This is a genomic window from Streptomyces inhibens, assembly GCF_003389455.1.
Lineage (GTDB): Bacteria > Actinomycetota > Actinomycetes > Streptomycetales > Streptomycetaceae > Streptomyces > Streptomyces inhibens.
Genome location: NZ_QUAC01000430.1, coordinates 1 through 14,309, shown reverse-complemented (window position 1 = coordinate 14,309; position 14,309 = coordinate 1). Strand labels below are relative to the sequence as shown.

At 70.8% G+C, this 14,309-nt stretch carries 12 protein-coding genes; 7 read left to right on the top strand and 5 right to left on the bottom strand.

What is annotated here, in order from left to right; genetic code table 11:
- Together DY245_RS37445 and DY245_RS37440 are read left to right on the top strand one after the other, a co-directional pair.
- Window positions 1-2,004 (top strand): endo-beta-N-acetylglucosaminidase (locus DY245_RS37445; RefSeq protein ID WP_128511558.1); only part of this gene is annotated, 2,004 nt, incomplete at its 5' end.
- Between the two features lie 63 nt (window positions 2,005-2,067).
- On the top strand, window positions 2,068-5,109 hold the full coding sequence (locus tag DY245_RS37440; protein ID WP_128511557.1) for an alpha-mannosidase: 3,042 nt from the start codon (window positions 2,068-2,070) through the stop codon (window positions 5,107-5,109).
- A gap of 25 nt (window positions 5,110-5,134) precedes the next feature.
- Here the strand turns inward: DY245_RS37440 and DY245_RS37435 are convergent, their stop codons facing one another.
- Window positions 5,135-5,452, bottom strand: a complete 318-nt coding sequence (locus tag DY245_RS37435) for a hypothetical protein (protein WP_128511556.1) — start codon at window positions 5,450-5,452, stop codon at window positions 5,135-5,137.
- A 231-nt stretch (window positions 5,453-5,683) separates the two neighbouring features.
- Here DY245_RS37435 and DY245_RS37430 point away from each other — a divergent pair, with 231 nt between their 5' ends.
- A complete protein-coding gene (locus tag DY245_RS37430; protein WP_128511555.1) occupies window positions 5,684-6,706 on the top strand; it encodes an alpha/beta hydrolase in 1,023 nt (340 codons plus the stop codon).
- 115 nt (window positions 6,707-6,821) lie between these two features.
- Window positions 6,822-7,016: an antitoxin gene (locus tag DY245_RS37425; RefSeq protein WP_128511554.1), complete on the top strand. Its 195-nt coding sequence runs from the start codon at window positions 6,822-6,824 to the stop codon at window positions 7,014-7,016.
- Between the two features lie 107 nt (window positions 7,017-7,123).
- Here the strand turns inward: DY245_RS37425 and DY245_RS37420 are convergent, their stop codons facing one another.
- Both DY245_RS37420 and DY245_RS37415 read right to left on the bottom strand, forming a co-directional pair.
- Complete coding sequence (locus DY245_RS37420; protein WP_128511553.1) at window positions 7,124-8,230, bottom strand: RICIN domain-containing protein; 1,107 nt, start codon at window positions 8,228-8,230, stop codon at window positions 7,124-7,126.
- A gap of 80 nt (window positions 8,231-8,310) precedes the next feature.
- The gene (locus DY245_RS37415) at window positions 8,311-9,393 is read right to left on the bottom strand and encodes an alpha/beta hydrolase (RefSeq protein WP_128511552.1); all 1,083 of its coding nucleotides are present in this window, start codon (window positions 9,391-9,393) and stop codon (window positions 8,311-8,313) included.
- Window positions 9,394-9,590: 197 nt separating this feature from the next.
- Here DY245_RS37415 and DY245_RS37410 point away from each other — a divergent pair, with 197 nt between their 5' ends.
- From DY245_RS37410 to DY245_RS37400, 3 genes are read left to right on the top strand one after another with little or no spacing between them, the layout of a single operon-like run.
- Window positions 9,591-10,556, top strand: a complete 966-nt coding sequence (locus tag DY245_RS37410) for a helix-turn-helix transcriptional regulator (RefSeq protein ID WP_128511551.1) — start codon at window positions 9,591-9,593, stop codon at window positions 10,554-10,556.
- Window positions 10,557-10,613: 57 nt separating this feature from the next.
- Complete coding sequence (locus DY245_RS37405) at window positions 10,614-11,708, top strand: M20 family metallopeptidase (protein ID WP_128511559.1); 1,095 nt, start codon at window positions 10,614-10,616, stop codon at window positions 11,706-11,708.
- Window positions 11,709-11,763: 55 nt separating this feature from the next.
- Complete coding sequence (locus DY245_RS37400; RefSeq protein ID WP_128511550.1) at window positions 11,764-12,351, top strand: GNAT family N-acetyltransferase; 588 nt, start codon at window positions 11,764-11,766, stop codon at window positions 12,349-12,351.
- A gap of 85 nt (window positions 12,352-12,436) precedes the next feature.
- On the opposite strand, the gene DY245_RS37395 is transcribed toward DY245_RS37400, so the two are convergent.
- On the bottom strand, window positions 12,437-12,640 hold the full coding sequence (locus DY245_RS37395; protein WP_128511549.1) for a cold-shock protein: 204 nt from the start codon (window positions 12,638-12,640) through the stop codon (window positions 12,437-12,439).
- A 293-nt stretch (window positions 12,641-12,933) separates the two neighbouring features.
- Window positions 12,934-14,187: a D-alanyl-D-alanine carboxypeptidase family protein gene (locus tag DY245_RS37390; RefSeq protein ID WP_128511548.1), complete on the bottom strand. Its 1,254-nt coding sequence runs from the start codon at window positions 14,185-14,187 to the stop codon at window positions 12,934-12,936.
- Between the last annotated feature and the right edge of the window lie 122 nt (window positions 14,188-14,309).

The following is a 14,309-nucleotide window of genomic DNA, read 5'->3' as shown; positions in this document are numbered from 1 at the left end:
GGCGGCCCGGCGGTGGCCGCGGGCCGTCGCCGCGCCGGCGCCGCCGGCTCCCTGCAGCCGTACGCCTCGTACTGGTTCCCCGACTCGCTGCCGTCGGGCACACCCGGGGACGGCATCACCTGGCGGAGCCTGAAGGCCTGGACGCCCGGGAACGACCGGGATCTGGCGTTCAACACGGCGACGGTGCCGCTCGCCGAGCGGTTCACCCCGGTCCCGGCGAACACCACGGCCCGCGCCGGCCAGGCCCGGATCAGCGCGCTCGCGGCCTTCGACCACACCGCGGGCAACCCGTCGCAGGGCTCGGCCACCGCGGACTACTACGCGCCGACCCACTGGGCATACCTCGACGAGCTGGTCTTCTGGGGCGGCTCCTCGGGCGAGGGCCTGATCCTGGCGCCGAACGCCCCGGTCGTCGATGCCGCGCACCGGAACGGCGTCCCCGTACTGGGCACCGTCTTCCTCCCGCCGGTCGCCTACGGCGGGCAGTTGCGCTGGACCCGCGACCTGGTGCAGAAGGACGCGGCGGGGCGCTTCCCGCTCGCCGCGAAGCTGGTGCAGGTCGCCACGGCGTACGGCTTCGACGGCTGGTTCATCAACGCGGAGACCGATGGCGGTGACGCCGCGCTGGCCGCCGACATGCAGGCGTTCCTGCGGGCGCTGCGCGCCGCGGGCGCCGGGCACGGGCTGCGGATCACCTGGTACGACGCGATGAACCGGACCGGCCAGGTCGGCTGGCAGGGCGCGCTCAACGAGCTCAATCAGCCGTTCTTCCAGGACACGGCCGGACCGGTGGCCGACTCGCTGTTCGTGGACTTCCGCTGGAGCGCCCGGCGGCTGGCGGACTCGGGCCGACTGGCCGGCCAACTGGGCCGCAGCCGGTACGAGTTGTGGGCCGGTGTCGATGTCGAGTCGGCAGGCTGGGACTCCGACACCGACTGGGACGCGATCATCCCCGGTGACGGCGACCACATCGTCTCGTACGGCTTCTACCGGCCCGAGTGGACCCTCAACCACCTTCCCGCGGGGCGTACCCCGGACCGGTTCCATGCCGCGGACGACCGGTTCTGGTCCGGCGAGGGCCTCGATCCGACCAGGCCCGGCGGCACGGACGGCGGCTGGCGGGCGCCGGCCACCGCGGTCGCCGACCGTTCCACGCTCACCGCGCTGCCGTTCGCCACCACCTTCAACACCGGTCATGGCCTGCGCTGGTACGAGGACGGCTCGGCCACCTCCGACGCCCCCTGGAACCATCTGGGGCTACAGGACCGGTTGCCGCCGAGGCGCTGGGTGGTGCGGACCGCAGGCCAACGCCCGGACGTCGCACTGGACTTCGCCGATGCCTGGCGCGGCGGCAGCAGTCTGCTGGTGCGCGGCGCGCTCGACGCGCCCGCCACGCTGGAGCTGTTCCCCGCCCGGCTGCCCGCCGGCGCCACCACGGTCCTCGATCTCACCCATCGCGCCGACCCGTCGTCGGGGCCGGTGACCGTCGAGGTGGCGGTCGCACGGCAGGATGCGCCGGCGCCGGGCGAGCCCGCCCCGTACGCCTATCTGCCGGCCGGCACCGTCGAGCCGGGCGACGGCTGGCGCACCGTCTCCGTGCGGCTCGGTGCGTCCGGCGCCGGCACCCTCCGTGCGCTGGGTGTGCGGCTGACCGGCCACGACGGCGCCGCGGTGGCCTGGCGGCTGGGGGCGCTCGCGGTCCACGACACCGCCGGGTCCCCCGCCGCACCCAAGGGGCTGAAGGTCCTGGACACCGCCACCGCGGACGGGGCGGTATCGCTGCGGCTGAGCTGGCAGCGCGCCACCGGTCCGGTGCGCCACTACGAGCTGCACCGCCGGCTTCCGGACGGCAAACGGCAGTTCCTCGGCGGGACCTGTGGCACGGCCTTCTACGTGCCGGGCCTGCGGCGCGTACAGAACGAGCCGGCCGCCCGGCTCGAAGTACGGGCCGTGCACGAACTGTTCACCGTCTCGGATCCGGCGAAGACCCAACTCCCCTGGTAATTCGGGGCCGTCACCGCACATCCGCCGCCGCCACGCACCCTCAACGCTACGGAGCCCCTCGTTATGCATGACGATCGCGCACTGATCGAAGCCCGTCTCAAGCGTGTCCTGGACGAGCGCATCCGGCCCGCCCTGTATCCGGAATCGGTTCCCCTGGACGTCGCGGCGTGGGTCGCGCCGGGTGAGCCGGTGGCCGTGGCGGAGGGCCTGGCCGCCCCCCACACACCGGTGGCGGTGGGCCACGCCTGGGGCGCGCCCTGGGGCACGACCTGGTTCAAGGTCCACGGTGAGGTGCCGCTGGCGTGGGCGGGCCGCACCGTGGAGGCGGTGCTCGACCTGGGCTTCGACGAGCGGATGCCGGGCTTCCAGTGCGAGGCGCTGGTCCATCTGCCCGACGGCACTCCGGTCAAGGCGATCAATCCGCGCAATCAGTGGGTGCGGGTGGGGGCGCCGGTACGGGGCGGCGAGCAGGTCGAGTGGCATCTGGAGGCCGCGTCCAACCCCGTCATCCTCGACGTCCATCCGTTCCGGCCCACACCGTTGGGCGACCGGGAGACGGCGGGCAGCGAGCCGCAGTACCGGCTGGCGCGGATGGATCTGGCGGTGTTCGACACCGAGGTGTGGGAGCTGATCCAGGATCTTGAGGTGCTGGGCGAGCTGATGATGGAGCTGGCGGTGGACAGCCCGCGGCGCTGGGAGCTGCTGCGGGCGGTCGGCCGGGCGCTGGACGCGGTGGATCTGCAGGATGTCAACTCGACCGCGACGGCGGCTCGTTCGGAGCTCCGTGAGGTACTTGCGGCGCCTGCGGGCGCCTCCGCGCACCGCATCAGCGCGGTGGGGCATGCGCATATCGATTCGGCGTGGCTGTGGCCGCTGCGCGAGACGGTGCGGAAGGTGGCCCGTACGACGTCGAACATGACGGCGCTGCTGGAGGACGAGCCGGAGTTCGTCTACGCCATGTCGCAGGCGCAGCAGTACGCCTGGATCAAGGAGCACCGGCCCGAGGTCTACGCCAAGGTCAAGAAGGCGGTCGCGGAGGGACGGTTCGTACCGGCGGGCGGGATGTGGGTGGAGTCGGACACCAATATGCCCGGATCGGAGGCGATGGCCCGGCAGTTCGTGCACGGCAAGCGGTTCTTCCTGGAGGAGTTCGGCGTCGAGAACGATGAGGCCTGGCTGCCGGACACCTTCGGTTTCGCCGCGGGGCTGCCGCAGATCATCAAGTCCGCGGGCTCGAAATGGCTGCTGACCCAGAAGATCTCCTGGAGCCAGATCAACGCCTTCCCGCACCACACCTTCCGCTGGGAGGGCATCGACGGCACCCGGATCTTCACCCACTTCCCGCCGGTGGACACCTACAACTGCCAGATGGCGGGCCGCGAAATCGCCCATGCGGCACGGAACTTCAAGGACAAGGGCGTGGCCCGGCACTCGCTGGCGCCGACCGGGTGGGGCGACGGTGGCGGCGGCACCACCCGGGAGATGATCGCCAAGGCGCGCAGACTGCGTGACCTGGACGGTTCGGCGACCGTGCAGTGGGAGCGGCCCGCGGACTTCTTCGCGAAGGCGGAGGCGGAGTATCCCCATGCGCCGGTGTGGGTGGGTGAGCTGTATCTGGAACTGCATCGCGCGACCCTCACCAGCCAGGCGAGGACCAAGCGCGGCAACCGGCGCAGCGAGCAGCTGCTGCGGGAGGCCGAACTCTGGTCGGCGACGGCCGCGGTGGCGGCCCGGCACCCTTATCCGTACGCGGAGTTGGACCGCGTCTGGAAGACGGTGCTGCTGCACCAGTTCCATGACATCCTGCCCGGTTCCTCCATCGCCTGGGTGCACCGTGAGGCGGAGAAGACCTACGCCGCGGTCGCCGCCGAGCTGGAGGGCATCATCGCGGCCGCACTGGCCGCGCTGGCCGGCGGCGGCGGCGCGGAGCTGGTGGTGAACTCCGCGCCGCACACCCGTGGCGGGGTCGCGGCCGGGGCCGTGGCGCCGCCGGTGGCCGAGGGGCCGGAGGTGTCCGCCGTTGCCCGCCCGGCCGGCGGGTTCACGCTCGCCAACGGTCTGGTGCGGATCGAGATCGACGACCGCGGCCTGGTGGTCTCCGCGTACGACCGGACGGCCGAACGCGAGACCGTGGCGCCCGGCGGGGCGGCGAATCTGCTGCAGATCCACCCGGACTTCCCGAACATGTGGGACGCCTGGGACGTGGACGCCTTCTACCGCAATGTCGTCACCGATCTGACGGACGTGGACGAGGTCGTGCTCGGGGAGGCGTCCCCGGATGCCGCGACGGTGCGGGTCACCCGTACCTTCGGCGACTCCCGGGTGGTGCAGTCGCTGACGCTGGCGCGCGGGCAGCGGCGCCTGGACATCGACACCGAGGTCGACTGGCACGAGACCGAGAAGTTCCTCAAGGCCGCCTTCCCGCTGGACATCCATGCCGAACGGTATGCCGCGGAGACCCAGTTCGGGCATCTGTACCGGCCCACGCACACCAACACCAGCTGGGAGGCGGCCAAGTTCGAGGCCTGTGCGCACCGGTTCGTCCATATCGAGGAGCCGGGCTGGGGCGTCGCGCTGGTCAATGACGCGACCTACGGTCATGACGTCACGCGTACCGTCCGCGACGACGGCGACCAGGGCACCACCACGACCGTCCGGCTCTCCCTGCTGCGCGCCCCGCGCTTCCCCGACCCGGAGACCGACCAGGGCCTGCACCGCTTCCGCTATGCGCTGGTCCCCGGCGCCGCCATCGGAGACGCGGTACGCGAAGGCCATCGCATCAATCTCCCCGAGCGGCGGATCACCGGCGCCGGAGCGGTGGCGCCCCTGGTCACGGTCGACAACGACGCGACGGTGGTCACCGCGGTCAAGCTCGCCGACGACGCCGGCGGGGACGTGATCGTCCGCCTCCACGAGGCACACGGCGGGCGGGCCCGCACCACCCTCACCACCGGCTTCGAGCTGGCCGACGCCGTCACCACCGACCTGCTGGAGCGCCCGACGGATGACGGGCCGGCGCTCGAACGGCACGGGAACACGGTCCGGATGCGGCTCCGCCCGTTCCAGATCGTCACCCTGCGGCTGAGCCGGGCGGGCGATCGCTAGGGGACGCACGGGCCCGGGGCGGCTCTTACGCCCTGGGCCCGCCGAAGCGCGACCGGGCGTCGCGGCAGGTGTCCCTGCGCGTCTCGTGGCGCCGCTCACGCCCTGCGGCGCGCCCGGGCCGCTGGCCGCGCTTGGTCTCCTTCTCGCGGTCCGCGGCCCGGCCGTACGCCGCTTCCGGGCCCGGATCGCGACTTGGATCCAGGCCCAGCATGTCCATCAGCAACGACAGATCGTCCGCGTCCCGCGCCCGGCCGGCCAGCGCCTTCCTGGCGAGCCGTCGCTCCTTGTCACTCGGCACGGCGCGTGGCGCGGTGTCGTCGGCACTGCGGTGTTCATCGCTCACCGCTGCATTCTCGGCCGGACCGCGCCGCCCTGCCCGTCGAGCGGGCCAAAGGGCGCCCGTGGAGAACGCCGCGGACCCAGGGGGCCGAACGGGTGAGCCGGCCGCCGCGGCCCGGCGCGCGGCCGGGGCCCGTCCGTCGGATCATGGCCGGACGGGCCCCAGGGAACCTCCACCGCCCGGTTTCCCTCTTTATGGGCGCTTGTACTTGATCACCCAGTCCCGGAGTCACCGTTGAAACACCCCTACGCCGTCGCGCTCGCGGCCGCCCTCGTCGCTTCCTCGGCGCTGCTCACCGGCTGCTCGGAGAACGGAGACCCGGTCGACTTCAATGCCGGCGCCAAGAACGACGGCGCCACACAGGTCAGGCCCGTGGACGACGACACCCTCATGCCGACCGGCCCCAAGAGCGACTTCCGGGTCACCCGGACGCTGGACGACGGCACCCGTATAGGGCGGGCGACGCTCAAGGGCCCAAAATCCGGTGTCACCGGGAGCGTCTGGGTCTGGGCCCCGAAGGAGTACCAGGACCCGAAGTACGCCAAGAGCGGGTTTCCGGTGCTGATAGCCCTGCCGGGCGGTCTGGGCAGCCCGAAGGAGGTGGGCGGTGTCACCAATTACTGGGTCGGCGGTGACATCAAGCTGCAGGAGAACATCACCCGGTGGACCGCCGAGCGCAAGAGCCTGCCGTTCATCGTGGTGATGCCGATGCTCAACCCGGACACCCGTTACCACGACGCCAGCGACATCCCCGGTCAGCAGAAGATGGGGACCTGGCTGACGGATGATGTCGTCAATCTGACGAAGGCCAACTTCCGTACCTTCAAGTCGCGGGACGGCTGGGCCTTCATGGGGTCGTCCTCGGGCGGGTTCGCCGGGCTGAAGTCCGTACTGAAATACCCGGAGAAATTCAAGGCGGCGATAGCCAGCGGCCCGGACATCGTGCCGGATTCTCCGCTGTGGGCGGGCCACCAGGCGGAGAAGGACGCCAACAACCCGGAGAAGCTCGCGCAGCGCCTGCTGCGGAAGGGCGGCCCGGACGTCTACCTCGCCTTTCAGGCCGGCAGCAGGGAATCCCCCGCGGTCACCGGCTCCATAGAGAAGTTCCGCCGGACCTACGGCAAGGGCCCGATCCACACCACCCTGCAGCTGATCCCCGGTGGCCGGCACAACGCCTGGGACTACCAGAAGGGCATGGAGGCCGGTTCGATCAAGTTCATCAGCGACCACCTGAAGGCCCCGATACCGAGCTCCTGAGCCGGGCGCCACAACGGCCGGGGGCGCCGGACGCCGCCCTCTGCGCGCGGATGCAGATCGCCTGGCAGGGGGTGATGCTGGAGTCGTGGGGGGACTGTGGTGAGGAGGACGAATCATGTCCATGATGGACAAGATCAAGAGCATGCTGAAGGGCCACGAAAGCCAGACGGAAAAGGGCGTCGACAAGGCCGGCGACATGGTCGACGACAAGACCCAGGGCAAGTACAAGGGGCAGGTCGACACCGGCCAGGACAGGCTCAGGGACGAATTCGGTGGCGGCAAGGGCCCGGATCAGCCACCGCAGCCCTGAACCAGCGGCTCGCCCGGCGGCGGCTTGAACATCGTGACGGCGTGCGGCCGCCCTTACCGCCGGGGCGGGCGGTAAGGGCGGCCGGGTCGGTGTGAGCGCTGCGGGGCTCAGGTGCAGGAGGTGAAGTTCGGGCTGGTGTTGGTGATGTAGAGGGTGGCGCCGCCGCTGGGGTCGTCCTTGAGCGGGACGGTGATGGTGTCGTCGGCGGTCCAGGGGAAGCCGGTGGTGTCGAACGTCCAGGTGCCGGTGACCTTTTTGGCCAGTTCGGAGAGGGTCACCCAGCCGTACTGCTTGGCGGGGACGTTGACCGTCACCTGGTTGTTGACCGACCGGGAGCCTTCCCAGACGTGGGAGTAGTGCAGCGTGGAGCTGACCATCGCCTGCAATTCGCTCCCTCCTCCTGGGACTCCGACACCGGCCGAGAACTGCGTTCCCATATCGGCCCCGATGGAGTTCTGCCAGCCGCTGGTGTCGTTCACCGCGAAGCCCTGCTGCACCGTGTCAGCGGTGTTGTTGAACCACACCGAGGACGCGCAGACCTTGGGCAGCGGGGCCGCCGGGGACTCGGCCCGGGTCGCCCAGGAGCAGGTGGCGGTGTCCTTCTGGCACTGCTTGGCGGCGTGGTCCACGGCGAGGTTCCACGCGTCCGGCGCGCTGGCGGCGCCGACGGTCCACTGCTGTGGCTTGCTGTTGTTGCAGGTGTACTGGTCGGTCCAGGCGTCGTTGTAGTTGGCGCCCATCAGCAGGTCCAGGCAGGTGTTGTCGCCCTGGTGGCGGATCATGAACGTGTCCTTGGTGGACCCGACCGGCTGCAGGTACCACTTCTGGCTGGCCACGCCCCGGCAGGTCTGCTGGCGCAGGGCGGGGGTGAGCCAGGCGAGGTCGATGCACTTGCCGGTGTCGTTGTTGACGATGGTGAAGGAGGAGTTGGATTTATCGACGTTCAGGTGCCAGGACTGGTGGTATCCCGGCGTGGAGTTGGTGACGATGTAGACGCCGTCACCGGTGTTGCCGTTCTGCACATCGAGGTTGCGGCCGTTGCTCAGCGAAGTGAAGGTCAGCTTGTCGAGCGCCGGGGCGCTGCTGCTGTTCGCGCGCGGCTCGGCCACCGCGGGGGAAGCCGTGATCCCCAGGGCTATGCAGCACGCGGCGAGCGCGGCCGCTAAGGCCCGCAGCCAGCTACCGGTGCGTCTGAGACGTGGCGTTGATGTCACGTGGTGAAGTCCTCTCTCGTCTTTCGTTTCTCATCGGGGCGCAGGCCCGTCGTCGGGGCCGGGCGCATCCCTCATCGGGGTCAGGCGGAGGTGAATGCCGCTTCCAGGCGCGGCACATAGTCGGTCAGGTCCTGGTCCCAGCACCCCCCGTTGTGTCCGCCGTCGCAGTGGTCGCCCCAGCCGGCGCCGTTGCCGTAGTCCACGTAGTGGTACGGCATCCCCAGGGCGTCCAGGCGGTCCTTGACGTGCTGCGACGCCGACCGGGCCCAGAATTCCATCTCGGTGGCCCGGCCCGCGCCGTCGCCGGTGTAGAGCGCGATGCCCATGCCGCGCAGCCGGTCCATGTGGGTGGACGGATCCACCTGATTCCAGCGCCGGTCGGCGTTGAAGACCGGATACGGCGAGCCGAACACCGCGTCGCTGGAGACCGCGGGCCCGAAGTCGAGGCCGCAGTGCTGTCCGGGGCCGGCGACGGAGCCGCAGAAGGGCGCGCCGATGTTGGTCAGCGTGGCGACCACCGCGGCCCGGATGACGGCCTCGTCCATGGACAGGTCGACCGCGCCGGAGAAGGCCGCGACCTGGCTGAACAGCTCGGGGTGGGCCTGGGCGTAGTGCAGGGAGCCGAAGCCGCCCATCGAGATGCCGCCGACGGCCCGGCCCTTCTTGGCGGCGACGGTGCGCAGGTTGGCATCGATGAACGGGATGACCTGCTCGATGTGGAAGGTCTCCCAGTTCTGGGCGCCGGCGGCGGTGTGCTGGTCGAGCCAGTTGGCGTACCAGCCGCGCAGGCCGCCGTCCGGAATCACCGTGATCATCTTGCTGCTCGCGGTGAGGGCGGAGAACGCCAGGGCCGGGTCGGCCGGGCTGTCGGCCGCGCCGTGCAGCAGGTAGAAGACGGGGTAGCGCTTGTCCGGCCGCTCCGCGTAGTCGGCGGGCAGCAGGATCCGGATGCGGTGCTCACCGGCCACCTGGGCGGTCTTCACGGTGATGACGAAGTTGGTGGCGGTTCCGTTCGCGGTGCCGACCTGGGTCAGGCCGAAGCCGTCGGTCAGCTTCGGCGGCGCGTCCGGCGGCGCGGCGTGCGCGGCGGGCATGCCCAGTATGAGGAGGGCGGCGGCCAAGGTGGCGACAGCCGCCCTGGCACACGACAGGACTGGTCTCATCGAAGGGTCCTCGGATCGGTGGTCGCCAGGGGACGAGCGGTCCGTGCGACCGGTCGGCGACAGTCTCCTGAAAGCTCTCCCGGCAGCGCCATAGGGTGCCCCGGCGCAACTGGGCCACTGGCGCACATACGCCTACCAGGGGGTACGCTCCGGGCGTCGAAACCGCTTTCGACACCAACGCGGCGAAGGGGGTTGTCGTGTACGACGTTCTGGACCCGGAGTCCGAGCGCGGACGGGTCTACCGGTTCCTGGTGAGCCACCCGGGCGCACCGGCCGGTGCGCTCGCGGCCCGGACCGGTCTGAGCGAGCGCGCGGTCCGGGAGCTGCTCAAGGAACTGGCGGCCGAGGACATGGTGATGACGGTCGATCAAGAACCCGGCGCCTGGGAGGCGTTATCGCCGCTGTACGTGATGGAGTCGCTGCTGCAGCGTGACGCGGTGCGGCGGGCCGGCCTCCGGCAGACGGGGGCGGAGCTGGAACGGCTCTACCAAGTGGCCCGGCGGGAGAGCGGCCAGTACGGCGCACTGGAGGTCGTCGAGGGTGCCTCGGGCGTGCTGGCAGCCGTCCGACGGCTGCAGTACTCCGCCCGGCGCGAGATCCGGGTCGTCGATGTGCCGCCGTACACCGGCGCGCCGGACTACTACCCGAGCCAGGAGCAACTCCAGCTCGAACGGATGGCCTCCGGCATCGCCTACCGCGTGATCTACCACGGTTCCGCCTACGACGATCCGATTGCGGGCCCCAACATGGCGCGCATGATCGAGGCCGGCGAACAGGCCCGGACCCTGGACGAGGCACCGCTGAAACTGGCCCTCGGCGACGACGATCTGGCCGTGCTGACGCTCGCCGGGGACGACCGCTCCGAGGTCATCGCCCTGCTGATCCGCCCCTCCGGCCTGTTCCGGGCGCTGTCCAACGTCTTCGAGGCGCTGTGGAGGCTGGCCGTTCCGGTGTCGGCGGCCGGCATCGGCACCCAGATCGACGCCCGCGACCGCCAGATCCTCACCCTGATGGCCAGCGGCGCCACCGACGAGGCCATCGCCCGCCGCCTGGGCCTGGGCCGCCGCACCGTGGTCCGCCGGGTCTCCGCACTGCTGACCCGCCTGGGCGCCACCACCCGCTTCCAGGCAGGCGTCCAGGCGGCACGGCGCGGGTGGCTCTAACGGCGCCTGGGCAGGCAAACTCCGTTCCGGCGTACCACGTACCCTTGCCACGTGACGATGCACAAGTCCGTCGACGTGAGTGCCGACGCGATGATTGACGACCTCAGGACACTCGTCGAAATCGAGTCTCCCTCGCGCGATCTCGACGCCTTGACGGCATCGGCCAAGGCTGTCGCCGCGGTCATCGAGAGCCGCCTTGGCGGGCAGGCCATCCTCGTCGAGAGCGAAGCCGGGCCGCACGTCCACTGGTCGGCTGGTGGCGATCCCAAAGTACTGATCCTCGGTCACCATGACACGGTGTTTCCGCTCGGCACCCTTGAACGCCGCCCGTTCATGGTCGAGGACGGGCATGCAACCGGCCCCGGGGTCTTCGACATGCTTGGCGGTTTGGTGCAGGCCCTTCACGGCCTGGCGACGCTCGATGACCGGTCAGGCGTCGAGATCCTGGTGACCGCCGACGAAGAAGTCGGCTCCCGCTCCTCTCGGGCTCTCATCGAAGAACGAGCCCTTGCTTGCGGCGCTGTGCTTGTGTTCGAGGGCGCCGCCGAGGGCGGAGGCCTGAAGACCGGCCGTAAAGGCTGCGGCACGTTCCAAGTCTCCATCGCGGGCCGGGCGTCGCACGCAGGCCTTGAGCCCGCAGCCGGGGTCAACGCCCTGATCGAAGCATCACACCAGGTACTGGACATCGCAGCGCTCGGCCGGCCCGACATCGGCACGACCGTTACCCCGACCGTCGCGTCCGCAGGGACCCTGGACAACGTCGTTCCCGCAGAGGCGACCGTCATCGTCGACGTCCGGGTCGAGTCGGCCGACGAGAAAGAGCGCATCGAATCTGCGTTCGCGGCACTGGCTCCGCATCTCGATGGGGCGGAGATCGCGGTGCAGGGAGCCATCAGCCGGCCCCCGATGCCCGAGTCGGCGTCGGCCGAGCTCTTTGCGGTGGCCAAGCGGCTGCTTCCCGACCTCGAAGGCAAGGCGGTCGGCGGCGGAAGCGACGGCAACTTCACGGCCGCACTGGGGGTGCCCACACTCGACGGCCTTGGAGCAGTCGGGGGCGGTGCCCACGCCGACCACGAGTATCTGGTGATCGAAGCCATGGCCGAGCGGGCGAACCTTGTTGCCGGACTGGTGAACGCGATTCGGAACACCTAGCAGATCGACGAGATCGGCCCGTTCGTGCAGCAGCCACCGCCATTACGCTGTACGGATGATCACCGCGTCGCCCGCCCGGCTCACCCCCGATGTTCTGATGCGCCCCGCGGTGCCGGAGGACGCCACCGGCCTCGCCCGCGCCTATACGCGCAGCCGTGGCCATCTCCGCCGCTGGGAGCCGGAGCGGGACGAGGCCTTCTTCACCCCGGCCGGGCAGGCGCAACGGCTGCGCAGCCGGCTTGCCGAGCAGCGCGCCGGGCGGGCGCTGCCGTGGGTCCTGGTCCGGCAGCCGGACCGGGGCGCGGCGGAGGCCGATGAGCCGGACATCGTGGGTGCGATCACCCTCTCCGACATCGTGCTGGGCCCGCTCCGCAGCGGGCACGTCGGCTACTGGATCGACGTGGGCCAGGTGCGCCGAGGTCTCGCCTCCGCGGCGGTGACCGCGCTCTGCGCCGCCGCCGATACGGAGCTGGGCCTGCACCGGCTGCAGGCCGGCACCCTCGTCGACAACCTCGCCTCACAGCGTGTGCTGACCAAGTGCGGCTTTGTCCCGTTCGGCGTCGCCGAGAACTATCTCCACATCAACGGCGCCTGGCGCGACCACCGGCTGTTCCAGAAGATCCTCAACGACCGACGCCCGTGAGAGAGGTCCAAAGGCCGCGCCCCACGCAGCGGCGCCCGCCCCCGGGCAGGGAGCGGGCGCGGCTGCGGGCGGGGCCGGCCGGGCGTCATGCCAGCCGGATCTGCTCCGCCTGGGGGCCCTTCTGCCCCTGGGTGACCTCGAAGGTCACCTTCTGGCCCTCCTGCAGCTCGCGGAAGCCCGTGGCGTCGATGTTGGAGTAGTGCGCGAAGACATCGGCGCCGCCGCCGTCCTGCGCGATGAAGCCGAAGCCCTTCTCCGAGTTGAACCACTTCACTGTGCCGGAAGCCATATCCGTCTCCTTCGTTCAATGGGCTCGAGTCGGCTTCCGCGTCCTGCGGAACCCGGAGGTGATCGCCCTGGTCCGGAGACGCACTGCACAGCAAGAACGCCCGTGAATGCGACACGGGCGTCCGGCACTTCGGAACCACGACAGCTGACCTGGACGCTACACCGCGCAACGCCCGGCGGGGAGCACAACCGGGGCTGACGCGTCGCCCTTCACCGGGCAAGGCCATCCCACGTCCTCCGTATCCCTGACCGATCGCACGGATGTGCGGTGATCGGCGGCGCGGCCGGCCGGACTCAGTCCGTCTCCTCGCTCCCGGCTTCGCGCGGCTTGCGCCGGCGCCACCACAGCGCGGTGCCGAGCCCGGCGGCGGCGATGACCCCGACGGCTCCGGCGGCCGACACGAACCACCAGTGGCGCGTACGGGAGTCGGCGTCCGCCTCCGCCTGCGCCGCGCCGGCCGGCTTGCGCAGCGAGGTGACCGGCTGCGGCTGATGGGCGACCTGCTGCGGCGCCCCGTAGCGATCGCCGGGTGCCATGGTGGGGAGCATGGCCACGGCCGCGGCCCGGGGAGCCGCCTCGAATCCCCAGTCCAGCAGGCCGCGGGTCTCCTCGTAGACGGCGTTCGAGGCGCCGGACCGCGGGTTCATGAGGGTGACCAGCAGCGTCCGGCCGTCGCGTCTGGCGGCCGCGATCAGGGTGTTGCCGGCGTGGCTCGTATAGCCGTTCTTCACCCCGATCAGGCCGTCGTACGGGCGCACGCCGTGCGAGCCGACCAGCAGCCGGTTGGTGTTCTGGATGCCGAAGGCGTCCGGGCCGCCGTCCTCCGGGAGCTCGGTCTGTTTCGTCGACGCGAAGTGGGCGAAGTCCGGGTTGGTCAGCCCGGCCTGTCCGAAGAGCGACAGGTCGTAGGCGGACGAGACCTGCCCCGGTGTGTCGAAGCCGTCAGCGGATTCCACCCTGGTGTCGCGGGCGCCGAGGCGGCGTGCCGTCTCCTGCATATCGTCGATGGTCTTGTTCCAGCCACCGTTCATCGCGGCGAGGGTGTGCACCGCATCGCTGCCCGAGCGCAGGAAGACGCCGTACCACAGGTCGGCGACGCGGTAGGGCATGTCCTCCTTGAGGCCGGCGAGCGAACTGCCCGCCTCGATGCCGGCCAGGTCCTCGGTGGAGACGGTGTGCACCGTCCCCTGGGAGAACTTGGGCAGCACCGCCAGGGCGAAGAGCGCCTTGAGGGTGCTGGCGGGTGGCAGCGGCCGATGGACGTCCTTGGCCGCGAGAATCTTGCCGCTCTCCAGGTCCGTCACCATCCACGACAGCGCGGAGACATCCGGCGGCTCGGGCACGTCCGGCTGCGGCAGGAACTGCACTCCGCGCCGGTCCAGCCGGCTCCCGGCGTCGGCCGGATCGGCCGGGTGCGCACCGGACCGCAGGTCGTCGATGCCGTGCGGGCCATCGGCGACCGCAAGGCCGGGCGCGACCAGCAGGCTCGCGGCACAAACGGCCGCTGCGGTCACGACTCTGACGGAGGCCCAACTCACGCTCGACATGAGGCCACGCTAAGAACGACCTCGGCCGGGCGCCGGTTGGCGTACTCCATCCGATGCGGGCCCACCCCGACTGCCGTACGCGGCGGGCCGGGCCCGGCGGAAATGACCCGCCGCGCCCGGCC